The following is a 19815-nucleotide window of genomic DNA, read 5'->3' on the forward strand; positions in this document are numbered from 1 at the left end:
ATAAATGGTTTGCACGCCACACAGATTGGCAGCGTAAAGAATTTCATCCGCAATTGGTGGCGGTGAACACAGCACGATTTTCTTACAGCCTGCGATTTTTGCCGGAATGGCAAGCATCAGCACCGTAGAAAACAACGGTGCGGAACCGCCGGGAATGTATAAACCGACACGATTAATCGGACGTGTCACCACCTGACAACGCACGCCGGGCTGGCTTTCAATATCCACCGCCTGTGGTTTCTGTGCGTCGTGAAAGGCAGTGATATTGCGCTTAGCATTCTGAATCGCCTTCTTCAACGGCTCAGGAATACGCGCCGTCACCTCCGCAATTTGTTGTGGAGTCACGATCAAGCTGTCAAGTTTAATTTTGTCGAATTTCTCCGTGAGTTCAAACAACGCCTTATCGCCATCCTGCTGCACAAATTTAACGATATTTTCCACCGCACTTTTAATCTCATTTGAAGCGGAAATCGCGGGGCGGGTAAGGGCTTGTTGTTGCTCTGTTGCAGAAAGATTATTCCAATTTAGTGTTTCCATAATACAAAACCTTCCTTTTATTTAACGTTGTTTTTCTTTGGTTGCTTTCTTTGGCAACACAAAGAAAATAACAAATCACTCCATCATTTTTTCAATCGGTAACACCAAAATTGAACTGGCTCCGACTTCTTTCAATTGTTCCATGGTTTCCCAGAACAGATTTTCTTGGCTGACCACGTGCATGGCTACTTTGGAATTATCATGCGCCAGCGGCAGAATCGTTGGGTTTTCTACGCCAGGTAAAAGTGCAGTAATTTCTTCGAGTTTATTTTTCGGCGCGTGTAGCATAATGTATTTGGATTCGGCGGCTTGTTGCACGCCTTGAATGCGGGTGAGCAGTCTATCTACCAAGACTTGTTTATCGCTGCTTAAAGGTTCTGCACGTTGAATTAAACAGGCTTTGGAGCGGTAAATCACCTCTACTTCTTTCAAACCATTGGCTTCCAAGGTGGCGCCGGAAGACACCAAATCACAAATGGCATCGGCAAGTCCGGCACTCGGAGCAACTTCCACCGAGCCGTTCAGTAACGTGCTTTTAAACGGCACACCTTGTTCTTTCATATAACGTTTGAGTAAATTCGGATAGGAGGTGGCAATGCGGGCATTGGCGAAATCTTGTACGTTGTTGTATTGCTGATCGCGATCGACAGCTAGAGATAAACGACAACCGCCAAAATCCAACTGACGCAGTTTTTTATAAGCGACTGTTTCTCCGGCAGCCAAGCGTCCTAATTCTTCTTCCTCAAGCACGTTTTCACCGATAATGCCGAGATCTGCCACACCGTCAAAAATCAAGCCGGGAATATCATCATCACGCACGCGCAGGATTTCAATAAGCATATTTTCCGCATATGCGATGAGGCGTTGCTCATTCCAGTTAATTTTAACACCGCATTGACTCAGCAATTCCGCGCAGTCTTTGCTTAAACGACCTTTCTTTTGCATGGCAATGCGTAAACGTTGTTTGTCAGTCATGTTGTTACCCTCATTCTGTGAAAATCTAAAAAAGCAAAACCCCTCGAAAGTTTCCTTCCGAGGGGTTGTATCATTATGACGTCGTATTACTCGGAAGATGTACAATATCTTCCAGCCATACACACACGCCTGAAAGATAATCAGGTGCGGTGGTGATGGCGGTTAGTACGAATTAAGTTCATCATATTGTTCCTTAAAAATAGAATGACCCGACTATAATCAAATCGCTTCCTCATTGCAAATACTTTTTGTTAAATTTGAGGAAGTAAATCGGTATAAAAAAATGCGGTGAATTTCACCATATTTTTTATAATTTTATTCCGTTGCGTTTTTAAAAGACACTTCCGGATCAGGTTCATGCGTAATACGATTGCGCAAGTCACGACGGATAACCTCAATGGGTTTCAATGCGGTGCTGATTTCACTGTCCGACTGTAAGTAATTCATTTGAAACTGCATAAATTATCGACAATCCAAAGCGAAATAGGACACAGATTCTTTAACAATTTAGCGATCCAGTCAAGATTAAATGCAGATTTCTACTAAAAAAGAGTGATTTCTCTAACTTAGAGATATAAAAAACGGTCGTTATTTCATCAAATAACGACCGTATTCACTGCAGATTTGACCAAAATTATAATTTTGCCGCAAGCATCGCTTCTAATTTTTCTTGGTCAATGGCGAATTTACGAATACCTTCGGCCAGTTTTTCAACAGCCATCGGATCGCTGTTGTGCTGCCAATAAAACTCTGCTTCGCTCAATGGTTGTGGCTTGGCTTTCAGCTCGCCTTGATAGTCAAGTTTACGAACCAATGCGGTCGAGTTTTCTTGTAACGCTTTTAACAAAGTCGGCGCAATGGTTAAGCGGTCACAACCGGCAAGCTCAACGATTTCACCAACATTGCGGAAACTTGCCCCCATCACGACGGTATTATAGCCGTGTGCCTTGTAGTAATTATAAATTTTAGTCACCGAAATTACACCCGGATCTTCTGACGGCGCATACTCTTTTTTGTCGGAATTGGCTTTGTACCAGTCCAAAATACGCCCTACGAACGGCGAAATTAAGTACACGCCCGCTTCCGCGCACGCACGTGCTTGAGCTTCGGAGAATAATAAAGTCAAGTTACAATTAATGCCTTCTTTTTCCAGAATTTCCGCCGCACGGATACCTTGCCAAGTGGACGCAATTTTAATCAAAATACGCTCGTTTGAAATGCCCGCTGCATTGTAAAGCGCGATAAGTTTACGCGCTTTCTCTACCGTCGCTTGAGTGTCGTAAGAAAGACGCGCGTCCACTTCGGTGGAAATACGTCCCGGCACAATTTTTAAAATTTCCAAGCCGATATTTACCGCCAATTTATCTTCCGCATCAACCAGTTGTTGCGCTTTATCCGCGCTTTGCGCTTTCGCGTAAGCGATCGCTTCGTCAATCAACGGAGCATATTGTGGCAGTGCGGACGCGCTTAAAATTAATGAAGGATTGGTCGTCGCATCTTGCGGTTGGTATTTTTTGATCGCTTCGATATCGCCGGTATCGGCCACTACCACGGTCATGCTGCGAAGTGAATCTAATTGAGTTGTCATTGTGTGCTCCTTGTCTCGATTGATGGGCGCTACGATATCATAATTCAGATTTGAAGTGATAGTGAGAAACGCGAATATTACCGATAGTTTTTAACGACACATTAACTTTTTATTTTCCAATCACTATGGTCGACGGCAACCGGTTTAGCAAATAAAGTGACAATCAAAAACAGCACCGCATTGGAAAGTTTTGCCGCACCAAAAAACAATCTATGCTATGCTACGCGGCAATTTTCGAGCGCAATGGCACTATCAATAAGTAATAAGGAATTTTTATGCCTGTCAAATTGAATTACCACAAAACGCATTTTCTAACCAGTTCACCGAATATCCATGCGATTCCCAGTGATACGGGCATTGAAATCGCCTTTGCCGGTCGTTCCAATGCGGGAAAGTCCACCGCATTGAACGCGCTGACCAACCAAAAAAGCCTTGCCCGTACTTCCAAAACGCCAGGGCGCACGCAGTTAATCAATTTGTTTGAAGTGGAGCCGAACTGTAAATTGGTGGATTTGCCGGGTTATGGCTATGCCGCCGTGCCGGAACAAATGAAGCGCCAATGGCAAAAATCTCTCGGCGAATATTTGCAAAAACGCGAATGTTTGGCAGGGCTCGTGGTGTTGATGGATATTCGTCATCCGTTAAAAGATCTCGACCAACAACTGATTGAATGGGCGGTTTCCGCCGATTTGCCGGTGTTGTTATTACTGACCAAAGCGGACAAGTTGAGCCAAAGTGCAAGAGCTAAGCAAGTTAAAATGGTGCGTGAAGCCATTTTGCCGTTCCAAGGTGATATTCAAACAGAAGCCTTTTCAGCGCAAAATAAAATCGGCATCGACAAACTCGCGGCCAAATTAGACGAATGGTTTTCGCCGGTTTTTGTCGAGTAAAATCTGTACTTTGCGAGCCGGATCGCAAAAAAAGCGTCTGATGAATGATTTCGTCAGACGCTTTTTTTATCGTGCGAAAACTTTTTTAAGTTTAATGTATGTTAAGGATATTATGTCCCTCGCTATTATTTACAGCCGCGCCTCCATGGGCGTGCAAGCACCGCTCGTCACCATAGAAGTTCATTTGAGCAACGGCAAACCGGGTTTTACGCTTGTCGGATTGCCGGAAAAAACGGTAAAAGAAGCGCAAGATCGGGTACGCAGCGCGTTAATGAACGCACAATTCAAATATCCGGCCAAACGCATTACCGTTAATCTGGCACCGGCGGATTTGCCAAAAGAAGGCGGACGATTCGATTTGCCCATTGCACTAGGCATTCTTGCTGCCTCGGAACAACTTGATATAAGCCGTTTAAAGCAATTTGAATTTGTCGGCGAACTGGCATTGACGGGCCATTTACGCGGCGTGCATGGTGTCATTCCGGCCATTCTGGCGGCACAAAAATCAAAACGCGAACTGATCATCGCCAAGCAGAACGCGAATGAGGCTTCGTTAGTCTCCGAACAAAATACTTATTTTGCACAAACCTTGTTAGATGTGGTGCAGTTTCTCAACAATCAGATGAGATTGCCTCTCGCCTCCGATTTAACGCAAGAAGATGTAATTGATTTTCCTGGCAAGAATCCGCTTGATTTAACCGATATTATCGGGCAGCAACACGCCAAACGGGCGCTAACCATTGCCGCCGCAGGACAGCATAATCTGTTATTTCTAGGCCCGCCAGGTACCGGCAAAACCATGTTGGCAAGCCGATTGACCGGGCTTTTACCGGAAATGAGCGATCAAGAAGCGATAGAAACCGCCTCCGTCACCAGCTTGGTGCAAAACGAATTGAATTTTCAGAACTGGAAACAACGTCCCTTTAGAGCACCGCATCACAGTGCCTCTATGCCGGCTCTCGTGGGCGGCGGAACCATTCCGAAACCCGGCGAAATTTCTCTCGCCACCAACGGCGTACTTTTTCTTGACGAATTGCCGGAATTTGAACGCAAAGTCTTGGATGCGCTGCGCCAACCGTTAGAAAGCGGTGAAATCATCATTTCACGTGCCAATGCGAAGATTCAATTTCCTGCGCGTTTTCAATTAGTCGCGGCAATGAATCCGAGTCCGACCGGACATTACACCGGCACGCACAACCGCACTTCGCCACAACAAGTCATGCGTTATTTGAATCGTTTATCGGGGCCGTTTTTAGATCGCTTCGATCTCTCCATCGAAGTGCCGTTATTGCCGCAAGGCAGTTTACAAAATTCCGGTGATCGCGGCGAAACCAGCGAGCAAGTACGAGAAAAAGTATTAAAAGTACGCGAAATTCAACTGGTAAGGGCGGGAAAAATCAATGCTTATTTAACCGGCAAAGAAATTGATCGTGATTGTAAATTAAATGAAAAAGATGCGTTATTTTTGGAAAAGGCACTCAACAAGCTTGGCCTTTCCGTGCGCGCTTATCATCGAATTTTGAAAGTTTCGCGCACGATTGCCGATCTCAACGGCGAAACCCAAATCGGTCAACCGCACTTGGCGGAGGCGCTGGGATATCGCGCAATGGATCGATTATTACAGAAGCTGGCGAATATGTGAGCAGTACGGATAACCGTTATGATGTCAAAATAGCACCGCATTGAAAGCAATTCCAATGCGGTGCTATTTTGCGTGTTAGTTGCAGAGAATTTTTAACGAAATCGATCTAAAAATTTGTAATATTGCACGCCGATTTTAGTCGCTAAATTCTTCACGATTTTCCCACCATACACCGACGGAACTTTCAGTCCTTCAAAAATTCGCAAGCGTTGATCATCACCCAAAATCGCTTCCGCCACGATGCGACCGGCCAGCCCGGTGAGCGCCACGCCATGTCCGGAATAACCTTGTGTGAAATAAATGTGTGGAGAAATACGACCGAAATGCGGAGTGGAATTCATCGTCATATCAATCGGTCCCGCCCAGCCGTAATCAATTTTCACGTCTTCCAGTTGTGGGAAAACATGCAGCATATTTCGCCGCATAACGGCGATCATGTCTTTTTCCGAACTGGAATCACTGCCAAAAAGCAGGCGATTATCCGCGCTTAAACGATAATAATCGAGCAATAAATTGTTGTCGCACACCGACATGCCGTTGTTAATCAGCGAATCCGCCACCGTTTGGCTCAAAGGTTCAGTCGCGATAATAAAACTTTCTACCGGCAGAATTTTACGATTAATGCCATGATGAATGGACTTCGGCAAAACATCGATATAGGCATTGACCGCCAAAATGACGTCTTGCGCGATAACCGCACTGCGGTCGGTTTTTACTTCTACCGCGCCGTTTTTCTCAATTAAATCTACCACCGGCGATTGTTCGAAAATCTGCACACCCAGATTAAGGCAGGCTTTCGCCAAACCAAGGCAATAATTGAGCGGATGCAAATGGCCCGAATTACTATCGTACAAGCCACCCACATAAATATCGCTGCCAAGATGTCGTTTTAATTGCGCTTTATCCCAAAGCTGCATATTTTGATAGCCGAAATTTTCGTGGCTGGCTTTTTCCATTTCAATCAAATCATCCATGCGACGATCGTTTAACGCCAAGGTGGCATAGCCTTTTTTCCAATCGCATTGAATGCTGTATTTGGCAATGCGTTCGTCGATAATGTCAATGGCTTCCAAAGACATTTCCCACAGCTTGTGCGCTTTGTCGAAGCCCACTTGTTTAATGTATTCGTCAATACCTTCTTCAAAGCCGTTAATCGCTTGCCCGCCGCTTCGTCCGGAGGCGCCGAAACCTACGCGTGCGCCCTCCAATACAATCACTTTTTTACCTTTTTCAGCCAGTTCTAAGGCGGCGGATAGCCCAAAAAAGCCGGCGCCAATTACGCATACGTCAGCTTGTTCAATTTGACTTAAAGCAGGCAATTGGAAGTCTTGATTGCGAGAATCAAAATAATAGGAAGGAATATGTTCTTGATGGGCGAAAGTCAGCATAAAAAAGTCCGTTGAAAAAAATCGGCGAAATCTTACCCCGCCCGGGAAATATGTCAAACTCTTTAGAAAAAATGCTATACTGCCGCGCGCGTAAATTTTGCGCGTTTACTTGGCTTAATTCACAATTTTCACGCCTCCGTTTGGGGCTAACCGTCGCAGAACAGTGGCGGGAATGGCAACGGAAGTACCGATCAGCACCGCATTGAAATCCTTCCCCTCCGTAACGGCAGGCGAAATATTGTGGAAACGTCTGTTCCTATTAGGTTTATTTCCCTTCGGAGGTCAATAAATTGAAAAAATCCTTTGTTCGTTCCATCAAAAAAATTCTCCTTTCCGGCGTTATACTTTTTGCGACATCCGCCTTCGCCAACAAACTCTATGTCTATAACTGGACGGACTATGTGCCTTCTGATCTTGTTGCCCAATTCACCAAAGAAACCGGCGTGGAAGTAATTTATTCCACCTTTGAAAGCAACGAAGAAATGTATGCCAAATTAAAATTGACGGAAAATACCGGCTCAGGTTACGACTTGGTATTTCCTTCAAGCTATTATGTAAACAAAATGATCAAGGAAAATATGTTACAACCCCTTGATAAAAGTAAACTTTCTAATTTAAAACAAGTGCCTAAGCATTTATTAAATAAAGAATTCGATCCAGAAAATAAATATTCCTTGCCTTATGTTTATGGCTTAACCGGAATTGAAGTCAATTCCGACGACATCGACCCGAAAACCATTACGAGCTGGGCGGATTTATGGAAACCGGAATTCAAACACAAAGTATTGTTAACCAGCGATGCACGCGAAGTGTTCCACATCGCGTTATTGTTAGAGGGGAAATCGCCGAACACGACGCATGAAGACGATATCAAAGCCGCTTACGAACGCTTGGTGCAATTATTGCCAAATGTGATTACGTTTAACTCCGACTCGCCGGAAGTGCCTTACGTACAAGGCGAAGCGGCTATCGGTATGATTTGGAACGGTTCCGCCTATTTGGCGCACAAAGAAAACCCGAGCCTACAGTTTGTGTATCCAAAAGAAGGCGCAATTTTCTGGATGGATAACTACGCCATTCCAAGAACGGCCAAAAATGCCGAAGATGCGCATAAATTCATTGACTTTTTACTTCGCCCTGAAAACGCCAAAGTGGTGGTAGAACGCATGGGTTTCTCTATGCCAAATGAAGGCGTAAAAGCCTTATTGAGCCCGCAACTTGCCAATGACACAACCCTTTTTCCACCAGCGGAACAAGTGGAAAAAGGCATTATGCAAGGCGATGTCGGCGAGGCCGTGGATCTTTACGAAAAATACTGGAATAAACTGAAAACCAATTAATTTTTCTTTCTCAAAAGTGCGGTTAAAAATAACCGCACTTTTTGTTATACTCTCGCCGTTTTTTTCTCAATTTAAAGCATTTAAGGTTAAATCGATGCGTACAAGTCAATATTTATTCTCCACGTTAAAAGAAACTCCGGCGGAAGCGGCGATTGTCAGTCACCAATTAATGTTACGCGCAGGCATGATTCGTCCCCTCGCCGCGGGGCTTTACAACTGGATGCCGACCGGTTGGCGTGTGTTACGCAAAGTGGAAAAAGTGATCCGTGAAGAAATGGATAAAAGCGGTGCGCTGGAAATCAAAATGCCGGTGGTGCAACCGGCAGAATTGTGGCAGGAATCCGGTCGTTGGGATCAATACGGCCCGGAATTATTGCGCTTTACCGACCGCGGCGAACGCGGTTTTGTAATCGGACCGACCAACGAAGAAGCCATTACCGATTTAATGCGTCGTGAAATTAGCTCTTATCGCCAATTGCCGATCAATCTTTATCATATTCAAACCAAATTCCGTGATGAAGTGCGCCCGCGTTTCGGCGTCATGCGCAGTCGCGAATTCATTATGAAAGACGCCTATTCTTTCCATACCGACAAAGAAAGTTTGCAACAAACATACGATGTGATGTACCGAACTTACAGCAACATTTTCACCCGTTTAGGCTTAGATTTCCGCGCTGTGCAGGCGGACACAGGTTCTATCGGCGGTAGCGCCTCCCATGAATTTCAAGTGCTTGCCAACAGCGGCGAAGATGATGTAATTTTCTCCACCGAATCCGATTACGCAGCGAATATTGAACTTGCTGAAGCAATAGCCATCGGCGAGCGCGCGGCGCCAAGCAAAGCGATGGAACTTATCGACACTCCGAACGCGAAAACCATCGCAGAATTGGTGGAACAATTCAATCAACCGATTAAAAGCACGGTCAAAACGCTTATCGTTAAAGGTGCAAGCGAAGAACAACCGTTAGTCGCGTTAGTCATTCGCGGCGACCACGAACTTAACGAAATCAAAGCGGAAAAGCTGGAAGAAGTGGCGTCCCCGTTCGAATTTGCCGAGGAAGCAGAAATCAAAGCAAAAATCGGTGCTAGCGTGGGCTCGCTCGGTCCGGTTAATCTAAATATTCCGGTAATTATCGATCGCAGCGTGGCATTAATGTCCGATTTCAGCGCAGGCGCCAATATCGACGGTAAACACTACTTCAATATCAACTGGGAGCGCGATGTAGCCCTGCCGAAAGTGGCGGACATTCGTAATGTAGTAGAAGGCGATCCGAGTCCGGACGGCAAAGGCACGCTTTTAATCAAACGCGGGATTGAAGTGGGACATATTTTCCAACTGGGCAAAAAATATTCCGAAGCGATGAACGCGACCGTGCAAGGCGAAGACGGCCGCCCGATGGTAGTGACTATGGGTTGTTACGGTATCGGCGTAACCCGCGTAGTCGCCGCTGCCATAGAGCAACATCACGACGAACGCGGTATTATTTGGCCGACCGATGAAATCGCACCGTTTACTGTTGCGATCGTGCCGATGAATATGCACAAATCCGAAACCGTACAACAATACGCCGAAGCACTCTACCTCACTCTACAAGCGCAAGGCATAGATGTGATTTTTGATGATCGTAAAGAACGCCCGGGCGTCATGTTCGCAGATATGGAATTGATCGGCGTGCCGCATATGCTGGTTATCGGTGAGAAAAACCTCGCGAACGGCGAAATCGAATATAAAAACCGCCGTAGCGGTACAAAAGAAATGGTTGCCAAAGAACAATTATTGGACTTCTTGAAAGGAAAATTAGCGGCATAAATTAAAAAGGACTGAGCTCGCCGAAATATCGAGATCAGTCCTTGAGTTTATCATCGTCCGATTCTTGAGGCGGTCAGAAATGACCGCCTTTTTTATTGGCCTCAAAGCAAGCCATCATAAACAAATAATGGCCACACAAAGTCGACAAAGTAAAACGCAGTTCGCGATCAGCACCGCATTGAAGCCTTGCCGGACGTGGCTCTAGCCGAATCGATTTAGAATTGAACCATTCACTCCGACTTTCTTATCTATGACATCCTTCCGCTTTCAATACCAATCACTTGATCGCAAATCGCCATGGTGGATTGTCGGTGGCTGACGAGTACAATGAGTTTATCGGCTTTCACATTCCGCAAAGATTGCAAAATGATGGCTTCGTTTAAGCTGTCGAGATTGCTGGTCGGTTCGTCGAGCAAAATAATCGGCGCATTGTGCAAGAAGGCACGAGCGATGCCGATACGTTGTTTTTCGCCATCGGAAAGATTGCCGCCAAGCTCTGTCATTTTGGTTTGGTAGCCTTCCGGCAAGCTCATAATAAAATCATGAATAGACGCCTGTTTTGCGGCTTCGATAATTTGTTCTTGCGTGGCGGATCGATGCGCCAAGCGGATATTTTCTTCGATAGTGTCGTTGAAAATATAGGTTTGCTGCGTGATGTACGCCATATTGTCACGCAGGCTGGCGGTATTAATGTTGGCCAACGGTTCGCCGTTAATACGAATTTGCCCTTGTTGCGGATCGTAAAAACGCATTAACAGTTTCAACAAGGTGCTTTTGCCGCTGCCGCTTCTGCCGTGAATGCCGAGAATTTGTCCTTTCGCCAACTGCAAATTAATGCCGGAAAGAATTTGTTCTTCGCCGTAAGCAAAATCAAGATTTTCCACCGCAATATCAGAAACATCCGTTAAATTGACCGCATTTTCTACGTCTTTCAACGCCGGTTGTTCCGCTAATAAGCTCAGCACGCGCTCGCCGGAAGCCAAGGTTTGCAAGAGATTACTGGAAAGATTACTCAAGGCAATCACCGGGCCATAGCTCGACATCAGCAAAATCACGCCCACAAGAAAACCGGCAAAATCTAATTTATCCAAACTAAATAAAATCAATCCGGTAAATAAAATAATGATGTTGAATACAGAAACCGCAATTTCCGTATAAACACGCACTTTCGCTTCTTGATCTTTAATTTTACGGAACGCGCCGTCTATGGCTTGGCTGCGTTGTTGGATTTCGTTCAAACGTTGTTTGGCATAGCCAAAGAGTTGGATTTCTTTCATTCCGCGTACGCTGTCTAAAAAGAAATCGTTCATTTCGCCCACCAGTTCGCGGTATTTTCTACCGTCTTCACGTGCGAGTTTGGTGGTAATAATCGGCAACACCACACCAATGCAAAGATAAGCGATCAACGCCACCAACGCGAACCACGCGGAAATATGCGCAAACACGGCGACTAAAATCGCGGACGTAAAGAACGCAATCATAATCGGCGCAATAGTGTGCGCGTAAAACACTTCGAGCAATTCGATGTCGTTGGTGACAAGGGAAACCAGTTGCCCCGCTTGTTTATCCTGCAACTTCACAAACGCCAATCGACGCAACGCGGAAAAGACTTTATCGCGCAAAAGCGCAAGCAATTTGAAGGCGATATAGTGACCGGACATTTGTTCCAAATAACGCAAAATGCCACGCGCCACCGCAAGGGCGATAAGTGCGGTCAAAATTTGGGTGAAATTTAAATGCCCTTCAAAACCAAGCAGATGGCTCAATCCCATCGCGCCCAACACCATAATAAAAATCGCACTCAAGAAACCAAGCGTGCCCATGGTGATGGTAAACGCCATAATGTGCGCGAGCGGTTTAACGAGCGCAAGCAACTGCCACATCACTAAAAATCCATTCTTACGCATGTGCCACCTCTCTGATTTGTTCTAAAGATTTTTGTTGTTGGAACATTTCCGCATAGGCACCCTGTTCTGCCATTAAGGCGCTATGCGTACCTTGTTCAATCAATTTGCCTTTATCCAACACATAAATGCAATCCGCATTCACGGCGTTTGCCAAGCGGTGAGAAATCATCACAATGGTTTTGTGTTGTTTAAATTGTTGGATGAACTGCAAAATCACTTCTTCGCTTTCCACATCAATATTGCTGGTGGCTTCGTCAAAAATATACACTTGCGCATCATGCAACAGCGCACGCGCTAAGGCTAAACGCTGAATTTGTCCACCCGATAAATTTGTCCCACGACTTAACAACGGCATATCCAATCCGCCATTTTCGCGCACAAAATTCGCTAAATTCACTTGTTCCAAACATTGATAAATTTGCTCATCTGTCGCACCGGTTTTCGCCATTAACATATTGTCGCGCAACGAGCCTTTGAACACGTAGCTGCTGTGGCTAACCAACGAAACATTTTGGTAGAAGGAAGTGCGATCGATCTCGAAGGCGTTTTGTCCGTTAAACAAAATCTCCCCTTGTTGCGGTTTGTAAAAGCCCATTAAAAGCGAAACCAAGGTAGATTTTCCACAACCGCTTTTGCCCACAAAGACGGTGAGTTGATTCGGTTGAATGGTTAAATCCAAACCTTGAATTGCCGGTTTTTCTGCGGAATAAGCAAAATGTAGATTTTTGATTTCTACTTGAACGTTATTTTTCGCTGCAAAATCCACCGCACTTTGCTGTGCTTCAACCGGCGTATCTAAAAGCGTAAAAATCTTATCGGAAGCGGCTTTGCCGTTCATCGCCACGTGGAAGAACGAACCGAGCAAACGCAGCGGAATGAAAAATTCGGAAGCCAACAAGATAAACAAAATCACACCGAAAATACTGATTTGTGCCTCTTGATATTGCAAAAGTGCAGTCAAAATCCCGACGGCTGCACCGCCGTAAGCGAGCAAATCCATCAGCGACACAGAGTTAAGCTGCATGGTCAGCACTTTCATGGTAATGGTGCGGAATTGTTCCGCTTCGGCATCCATTTGTTTGGCTTTGTAGCCGTCGTCTTGATAAATTTTGAGCGTCACCAAGCCTTGTAAATTATCCAAAAAGCTGCTGCCTAAGCCTACGTAAATCGCCCAATATTTCGCCAAAAGTTTTTTGGCAATTTTATTTACCGCAATAATGGACATAGGAATTAACGGCACGCACACAAGCAAAATTAATGCGGTTGGCGCGTTAAAAAAGACGAGAAAAAAGAATAATGTGAGCGGCGCAAGTAGGCTGTAAAACAGTTGCGGAAGGTAACGCCCAAAATAAATTTCCAACTGTTCCACCCCTTCTGAAGCCACTTGAATGATGGATGAGGTGGATTGTTGATTCACTTGATTGAGCGGCATTCCGGCTAGTTTACGATAAATCAAACTACGCAATTCGTGCTTCACGCGCGTGCTGGCAAAATAAGAGGCTTGCACTGATTTCTTGCCGGCAAAGGCACGTAAGGCAAGAGCGGCAATTAAAATCCCCCCAAAACCGACCGCACTTGACGCTGTCAGTTCACGCAAAAACGCGGCTTGCAACACATAAGCAAACGCCACCGCACTCACGATACCGCCTACCAACGCCAGCCAATTCCATAGCACCGTGCGCGCAATCCATTTTTTGCTGTCGGCAACAGTGTTGATGAGACGTTTGTCGATCATCATATTGATTACTCCTGAAATAAAAAGAAGTACGCGTTAAATGCGTACTTTTGCAAAATCATGTCATTGCAACAAAGCAGATATTGCACTCTCGAAATAGCACCGCATTGGAGCAGGTTCCAATGCGGTGCTGTAACGCAAGTCTAATTAGAATCGGATTTCTATAGATGCCGAGAAATTACGGCCCGGTGCATAGAAACGTTCTAAGCCTTGGTTGCCATAGCGATAATCTACCGTATTAATCGTGCTGCGGTAGTTAATGCCGCGTAAGCTGTCCCAAGTATGGTATTTTTTATCAAAGAGGTTATATACACCGGCACGCAACGTCACATTTTTAACCGGACGGTAGTAACCAAACATATCAAAGACCCAATAGGATTTATTTAACCAACGGTATTCTCGGTGTGTTACTACTTCATCCCATCGTTCGCAAAGATCAGTGAACCAGTTATTTTGCGTACATACGCTGTCTCTTTCGGTAATTTTTGCGTCGCCGCCTTTTTTACCCCGTTGATAAGTTAAGCGGGAAAAGATCCCCCATTTTTCATTCGGTTCCTCATAATCCAAACCAAAAACTAACTTAAGCGGTTGAATAGAAAGCAGGCTGTCATTGTTTGAGAGCTTACCCTTGGCGTAACCAATCGCACCGGACAATTTAAACCCTTCCGGCAACGGTGTGACTTCATTTAAGTTCAAACTGCCTTTGACTTCCAAACCATAAATACGGGCGCTGTCTAAATTAACCATTTGTTGGAATGGTGCAGGGCTCCATTTATGGCAGTAAAGGCCATCATAAAGATCTGAACATTGAGGGTTGAAATACATATCGGTGGTTTCTTGTTCAAATAAGAAATTGCGATATTTGGTGTAATATACATTCGCATCCAGTGTACCTAGATCATGCTTAGCCTGTGTATATAAGGTGTGACTGATACTGCGTTCTGCTTTTAAATTTGGATTCGCTTTCCAGTTACCGGCCGGATTATCATAAGTGAAAAAGACTTCCGTTGCGGTCGGCACACGATAGCCTGTGCCTAATTGATAGCCTACTTTCCAAGTTGGGTTAACCTGTGCATCAAGCCCGATAAAGCCGTTCCAATTAACAAAAGTCGTGTCTTTCGGTTTGTTCCGCTCTTCCGCCCGCAAACAAGCCGGTGTACAAGGAACACCATCTTCATAAGGCTGCGGTTTTAATTTTTCATGATCGTAACGAACACCGATAAATGACGAAAAAATCTCATTCCAAAATGTATCATTTTTTAAACTAAAGCCGTATTGAGCAGTTTTTACCGGACGCTGAATCGTATAAATACGCTCGCTACTCACCGAACCGTTTGGATTTAATACCTTATCATTATTGATATTTTTAAAATCACGTTGCGCAATATAGGTTCTAAACGACAAGAGATGTTCCCCGCCAATCAGGGTAAACGGCTGCGAATCAATTCTTAATGTCGCCCGTTTATATTCGGTTTTCATGTTGCGGTTATCCACATGAAACAACGAGCCTTTCACATAATTAGGATTGCGCCATGAACCGATATTTTCATAATCTCCTTTATAATTTATCGCGCCATTTTCAATTTTTTGATAGTCAAAATCGGTACGAACTAAACCGATAACGGGATTATTCTCCGCTTTCCATTCATAGAACAGATTACCGTTAAAGCGTCTTTCATAATCATCCGCCTCACGCCAACTAGTATTCATCGCATAAGAATATTCCCAGGTATAACGCTTTCCACGTTGGCCATTAACGGAAACACCCACTTTATGCTGCGGATTAATTTTCCAGGTTAATTTGGCTAAATAGCTGTGGTTTCGATGATTGGACGGATCTGGATGAATACGCGCTTCACCGATCTCGGCACGTCTGGCAATATCATAAGCGGAATCCCATCTGTTTCTAGGACGAAGCGTAATATCGCCACCTGCACTTTTAAATTCATGTCCACGACGATGGGAATACATTAATACCACATCAAAATGTTCATTTGTTGCGCCAATGCCCGCCGTATTTACCCATTCACGATTTTTACCGGCGTAACCAGAACGTAACAAACCGCCTACTGAATTTCCCGGGAAAACTAAATCTTCTGCGTTCATCGTGCGATAATTCACGCCGCCGCCCAAATAACCGCTCCCCATATTGACAGAATCAGAACCTTTGACAATATCAATGCTTTTCACCATTTCAGAATCAATACTCAAACGGGAATTATTGAAATTGCCGTAACGGGCATACAATGAATTTTCCTCAAAATCCGGTAACGATACGCCATCGACACTAATACCTACGCGATTGCCTTCCACACCACGCATGGAAAACCCTTTTAAACGGCGACCGTTATCCGCAATACCGACATCTGTCGTGTATTTCACCAGGTCTCTTGTGTCCCTGATCAGTTCTCGTTGAATATCCCGATTGGTTTTCCGAACGACGGAAGGTTTATCATTTTCCGGCGCAGAAGATTCAACTTTGATTTCATTTAATTGATCTTCAGCCCACGCTAAATTTACACTTGACAAACCCGTAGTTATAGCCAATAGGCTGTAGGCTGTACCCAGTAGTTTATTTTGTTTCATTACGACTTTCCTTAGATTAATTAAGCGGGCGAATTATAAAAAATTAATTTATATTAGAATAGATATAATTGAGAATTATTTTTATTTTGTGATTTTTATCAAAAAAAAGACCTCACTTTAGCTACCTAATTAGGGGTAAAGTACGGTCATTTCTTGCCATTATTTTTACTAAGCAAATAATGGCGAAATGGAAAAATGTTGGTTCTGTTCAACTTGCCATAAATCGTAATTATTTTGCATATTCAACCACAAATTTGGTGTTGTATTCGTTAATAACCGGCTAAAACGTAATGCCATTTCAGGTGTGATTGCCGCTTTTCCATTTAAAATACGAGAAAGCGTTACACGACTTACACCTAAACGTTTTGCCACATCTGTGATTTTATAGCCTTCAAGATATTCTTTTAATAATAAACCCGGATGCGGTGGATTGTGCATTCTCATTTCATCCTCCTAATGATAAAAAGCCGCACTTCGTTTTATAGCCCAAAGTGCGGTCATTTCTTACCGAATTTTTAGATTAAATATCTAAATTCGCTCTCAATGCATTAAGCTCGATAAACTCGCGGCGTGGTTCTACTTCATCACCCATTAAGGTGGTGAATAATTGATCGGCGGCAACGGCATCTTTAATGGACACTTTCAACATACGGCGGGCATTTGGATCCATGGTGGTTTCCCAAAGTTGGTCGGCATTCATTTCGCCTAATCCTTTATAACGTTGGATTTCCAAGCCGCGACGGGATTCTTTTACGAGCCATTCTACCGCTTGTTCAAAGGTGCGAACCGGCTGTACTTTTTCTCCGCGGGTGACGTATGCACCTTCTTCCAACAAACCGTTTAATTGCTTATTGAGTGAGACGATTTTGGCGTATTCGTTACCACTGACGAAATCAAAGTTGATGAAATAATCGTTGTCGATACCATGTTTACGCACGGTGATTACCGCTTCATGCACTTGGCGTTCCGCATTGAATTGGGTGCGAACAGAATATTGATGCGCTTCGGTTTCTTTTGCTTCCAGTTGTTCTACGAAAGATTTTCCCCAATTTTCAACCGCACTTTGATCTTTCATCATCTCTACCGAAAGCGGTGCTTGATAAATTAAACCTTGCATCACCGGCGTTGGGTAATGACGGCTTAAACGACCGATCAATTTCAGCACCGCATTGAACTCCGCCACTAATTTTTCAAACACTAAAGCATTCATTGCCGGTGCGCTTTCGCTGATATGCAATTCCGCGCCATCAAGAGCAAGGGTTAATTCATATTGCTCCATTTCGTCTGCATCTTTAATGTAACGCTCTTGTTTGCCTTTTTTCACTTTGTAAAGTGGCGGCTGAGCAATATACACATAACCGCGCTCAATCAACTCCGGCATTTGACGATAGAAGAAAGTTAATAAAAGCGTACGAATGTGCGAGCCGTCCACGTCCGCATCGGTCATGATGATGATGTGGTGATAACGCAATTTGTCCGGATTGTATTCGTCGCGACCAATACCACAGCCCAGTGCAGTAATTAATGTACCCACTTCTTGCGAAGACAGCATCTTGTCGAAACGTGCTTTTTCCACGTTTAAGATTTTCCCTTTCAACGGCAGAATCGCTTGAGTTTTACGATCACGCCCCACTTTTGCCGAACCGCCCGCGGAGTCACCCTCCACCAAGTAAAGTTCGGAAAGTGCCGGGTCTTTTTCTTGGCAGTCAGCCAGTTTGCCCGGAAGGCCGGCAATATCTAATGCACCTTTACGACGGGTCATTTCGCGCGCCTTACGCGCCGCTTCTCTAGCACGCGCCGCCATAATAATTTGGTTTACGATGATTTTCGCGTCTGCCGGATTTTCTAATAAATATTCCTGCATCTTCTCATTCATCGCTGATTCCACCGCGCTTTTCACTTCGGAAGACACCAATTTGTCTTTGGTTTGCGAAGAGAATTTCGGATCCGGCACTTTTACCGAAATCACCGCCACCAAACCTTCGCGCGCGTCATCGCCCGAGGTGCTGACTTTTTCTTTTTTTAGCAAACCTTCGTTTTCCATATAGCTGTTTAAGCTACGGGTCAGCGCACCGCGAAAGCCGGCTAAGTGCGTCCCGCCGTCGCGTTGCGGAATGTTGTTGGTGAAGCAGTAAACATTTTCGTTCACGCCGTCATTCCATTGCAACGCCACTTCCACACCGATGCCGTCTTTTTCCGCCGAAAAATAGAACGGTTTCGGGTGAATCGGGTTTTTGTTTTTATTCAAATATTCCACGAAGGCTTGAATTCCGCCTTCATAGTGGAAATGATCTTCCGTGCCATCGCGTTTATCAATTAAACGAATAGATACGCCGGAGTTTAAGAAAGACAGTTCACGCAAGCGTTTTGCCAAAATTTTGTAATCAAAAGTGGTGATGGCAAAAATATCCGAACTTGGCCAGAAACGCACGGTAGTACCGGTTGCAGTAGTTTCGCCGATAATCGTCAGTGGCGCTTGCGGCTCACCTAAATGGTAGAACTGCTCATGCACATGACCTTGGCGACGAATCGTCAGCTGTAATTTATCGGAAAGCGCATTCACCACCGACACACCCACGCCGTGCAAACCGCCCGATACTTTATAAGAATTGTCGTCGAATTTACCGCCGGCGTGAAGCACGGTCATAATCACTTCCGCTGCAGAAACGCCTTCTTCCGGATGAATATCCACCGGAATGCCGCGACCGTCGTCCTGCACGGAGACAGAATTATCGTCATGAATAGTGACGATAATATCGGAGCAATAACCTGCCAAGGCTTCATCAATGGCGTTATCCACCACCTCAAACACCATATGGTGCAAGCCGGTGCCGTCATCGGTATCGCCGATATACATGCCCGGACGTTTACGCACCGCATCAAGTCCTTTCAATACTTTAATGCTCGATGCACCATAGTTATCGTTGGTCGTTTCTGACATAAATTTTCTCGTTTTTTGTAAATAAAAATTGTGCGCGATTATAGCAAAAAATCAGCGCGGTGGCGACGGAATAAAAGCTAAGTAATATTCAGAACTCTCTAAATAGCACCGCATTGAAAGCGGCTCCAATGCGGTGCTATTTAGGGTGTTCGATAAAGCGGAAATTATGCATAATTTTGAAAAAAAATGACCGCACCTTCGCGCAAAAGTGCGGTCCATTTACAGCATGTTTTACAAATTACACATCATACGTGGTGGATGCGGTATTACCGCCGCGCCCTGTCCAATTGGTGTGGAAGAATTCGCCACGTGGTTTGTCGGTGCGTTCGTAAGTGTGCGCGCCGAAGTAGTCACGCTGCGCTTGCAACAGATTTGCCGGCAAGCGGGCGGAAGTGTAACCGTCTAAGAAGGTAATCGCAGCCGCCATACATGGCATTGGAATACCCACTTGAATGGATCTCGCCACCACTTTGCGC

Annotated in this window: 14 protein-coding genes, 1 pseudogene and 1 other annotated feature; of the genes and pseudogenes, 4 read left to right on the forward strand and 11 right to left on the reverse strand. The window is 44.9% G+C overall.

Annotated features, from left to right (window positions below; translation table 11 throughout):
- The 4 genes from ACO59Y_RS07110 to tal all read right to left on the reverse strand — a co-directional run.
- The coding region (locus ACO59Y_RS07110; protein WP_486131907.1) for a histidinol dehydrogenase at nt 1-537 on the reverse strand (537 nt) is incomplete at its 3' end.
- 75 nt (nt 538-612) lie between these two features.
- Nucleotides 613-1512, reverse strand: coding sequence for an ATP phosphoribosyltransferase (gene hisG / locus ACO59Y_RS07115; protein ID WP_486131909.1), 900 nt, complete (start codon nt 1510-1512; stop codon nt 613-615).
- 31 nt (nt 1513-1543) lie between these two features.
- Nucleotides 1544-1671 (reverse strand) — a sequence feature (His leader region).
- Between the two features lie 156 nt (nt 1672-1827).
- Nucleotides 1828-1959, reverse strand: a complete 132-nt coding sequence (locus ACO59Y_RS07120) for a hypothetical protein (RefSeq protein ID WP_373603559.1) — start codon at nt 1957-1959, stop codon at nt 1828-1830.
- A 187-nt stretch (nt 1960-2146) separates the two neighbouring features.
- On the reverse strand, nt 2147-3100 hold the full coding sequence (tal, locus tag ACO59Y_RS07125) for a transaldolase (protein ID WP_486131911.1): 954 nt from the start codon (nt 3098-3100) through the stop codon (nt 2147-2149).
- 275 nt (nt 3101-3375) lie between these two features.
- Between tal and yihA the strand changes: the two genes are divergently transcribed.
- Nucleotides 3376-3990, forward strand: coding sequence for a ribosome biogenesis GTP-binding protein YihA/YsxC (gene yihA / locus ACO59Y_RS07130; RefSeq protein ID WP_373603557.1), 615 nt, complete (start codon nt 3376-3378; stop codon nt 3988-3990).
- A 112-nt stretch (nt 3991-4102) separates the two neighbouring features.
- Nucleotides 4103-5632 (forward strand): YifB family Mg chelatase-like AAA ATPase, encoded by a 1530-nt coding sequence (locus ACO59Y_RS07135; RefSeq protein WP_486131914.1) that lies wholly within the window; start codon nt 4103-4105, stop codon nt 5630-5632.
- Between the two features lie 92 nt (nt 5633-5724).
- On the opposite strand, the gene ACO59Y_RS07140 is transcribed toward ACO59Y_RS07135, so the two are convergent.
- The gene (locus ACO59Y_RS07140) at nt 5725-7020 is read right to left on the reverse strand and encodes an NAD(P)/FAD-dependent oxidoreductase (protein WP_486131916.1); all 1296 of its coding nucleotides are present in this window, start codon (nt 7018-7020) and stop codon (nt 5725-5727) included.
- A 290-nt stretch (nt 7021-7310) separates the two neighbouring features.
- Here ACO59Y_RS07140 and ACO59Y_RS07145 point away from each other — a divergent pair, with 290 nt between their 5' ends.
- Both ACO59Y_RS07145 and proS read left to right on the forward strand, forming a co-directional pair.
- On the forward strand, nt 7311-8360 hold the full coding sequence (locus tag ACO59Y_RS07145) for an extracellular solute-binding protein (RefSeq protein ID WP_486131918.1): 1050 nt from the start codon (nt 7311-7313) through the stop codon (nt 8358-8360).
- Nucleotides 8361-8454: 94 nt separating this feature from the next.
- A complete protein-coding gene (gene proS, locus ACO59Y_RS07150) occupies nt 8455-10170 on the forward strand; it encodes a proline--tRNA ligase (RefSeq protein ID WP_486131919.1) in 1716 nt (571 codons plus the stop codon).
- A 248-nt stretch (nt 10171-10418) separates the two neighbouring features.
- Here proS and cydC read toward each other — a convergent pair whose 3' ends face one another.
- The 6 genes and pseudogenes from cydC to ACO59Y_RS07180 all read right to left on the reverse strand — a co-directional run.
- Nucleotides 10419-12077 carry a thiol reductant ABC exporter subunit CydC gene (gene cydC, locus ACO59Y_RS07155; protein ID WP_486131921.1) on the reverse strand — a complete coding sequence of 553 codons (1659 nt, stop codon included), beginning with the start codon at nt 12075-12077 and terminating at the stop codon, nt 10419-10421.
- A complete protein-coding gene (locus tag ACO59Y_RS07160; RefSeq protein ID WP_486131923.1) occupies nt 12070-13815 on the reverse strand; it encodes an ABC transporter ATP-binding protein/permease in 1746 nt (581 codons plus the stop codon). Before ACO59Y_RS07160 ends, cydC begins: the two co-directional genes overlap by 8 nt.
- 144 nt (nt 13816-13959) lie before the next feature.
- A complete protein-coding gene (locus ACO59Y_RS07165; protein ID WP_486131925.1) occupies nt 13960-16398 on the reverse strand; it encodes a TonB-dependent hemoglobin/transferrin/lactoferrin family receptor in 2439 nt (812 codons plus the stop codon).
- A 168-nt stretch (nt 16399-16566) separates the two neighbouring features.
- On the reverse strand, nt 16567-16842 hold the full coding sequence (locus ACO59Y_RS07170; RefSeq protein ID WP_373603549.1) for a HigA family addiction module antitoxin: 276 nt from the start codon (nt 16840-16842) through the stop codon (nt 16567-16569).
- Nucleotides 16843-16918: 76 nt separating this feature from the next.
- Nucleotides 16919-19339 carry a DNA topoisomerase (ATP-hydrolyzing) subunit B gene (gene gyrB / locus ACO59Y_RS07175; RefSeq protein WP_486131927.1) on the reverse strand — a complete coding sequence of 807 codons (2421 nt, stop codon included), beginning with the start codon at nt 19337-19339 and terminating at the stop codon, nt 16919-16921.
- 238 nt (nt 19340-19577) lie between these two features.
- Nucleotides 19578-19815 (reverse strand): annotated as a pseudogene (locus tag ACO59Y_RS07180) (NADP-dependent phosphogluconate dehydrogenase); the annotation flags it as partial.

The sequence above is a fragment of the Rodentibacter sp. genome (genome assembly GCF_057314195.1).

What these genes read in the sequence shown, in the direction of transcription:
- ACO59Y_RS07160 (WP_486131923.1), bottom strand. Translation starts at nt 13,815, where the DNA reads ATGATGATCGACAAACGTCTCATCAACACTGTTGCCGACAGCAAAAAA.
- gyrB (WP_486131927.1), bottom strand. Translation starts at nt 19,339, where the DNA reads ATGTCAGAAACGACCAACGATAACTATGGTGCATCGAGCATTAAAGTA.
- ACO59Y_RS07165 (WP_486131925.1), bottom strand. Translation starts at nt 16,398, where the DNA reads ATGAAACAAAATAAACTACTGGGTACAGCCTACAGCCTATTGGCTATA.
- proS (WP_486131919.1), top strand. Translation starts at nt 8,455, where the DNA reads ATGCGTACAAGTCAATATTTATTCTCCACGTTAAAAGAAACTCCGGCG.
- yihA (WP_373603557.1), top strand. Translation starts at nt 3,376, where the DNA reads ATGCCTGTCAAATTGAATTACCACAAAACGCATTTTCTAACCAGTTCA.
- ACO59Y_RS07120 (WP_373603559.1), bottom strand. Translation starts at nt 1,959, where the DNA reads ATGAATTACTTACAGTCGGACAGTGAAATCAGCACCGCATTGAAACCC.
- hisG (WP_486131909.1), bottom strand. Translation starts at nt 1,512, where the DNA reads ATGACTGACAAACAACGTTTACGCATTGCCATGCAAAAGAAAGGTCGT.
- ACO59Y_RS07140 (WP_486131916.1), bottom strand. Translation starts at nt 7,020, where the DNA reads ATGCTGACTTTCGCCCATCAAGAACATATTCCTTCCTATTATTTTGAT.
- ACO59Y_RS07170 (WP_373603549.1), bottom strand. Translation starts at nt 16,842, where the DNA reads ATGAGAATGCACAATCCACCGCATCCGGGTTTATTATTAAAAGAATAT.
- cydC (WP_486131921.1), bottom strand. Translation starts at nt 12,077, where the DNA reads ATGCGTAAGAATGGATTTTTAGTGATGTGGCAGTTGCTTGCGCTCGTT.
- ACO59Y_RS07135 (WP_486131914.1), top strand. Translation starts at nt 4,103, where the DNA reads ATGTCCCTCGCTATTATTTACAGCCGCGCCTCCATGGGCGTGCAAGCA.
- tal (WP_486131911.1), bottom strand. Translation starts at nt 3,100, where the DNA reads ATGACAACTCAATTAGATTCACTTCGCAGCATGACCGTGGTAGTGGCC.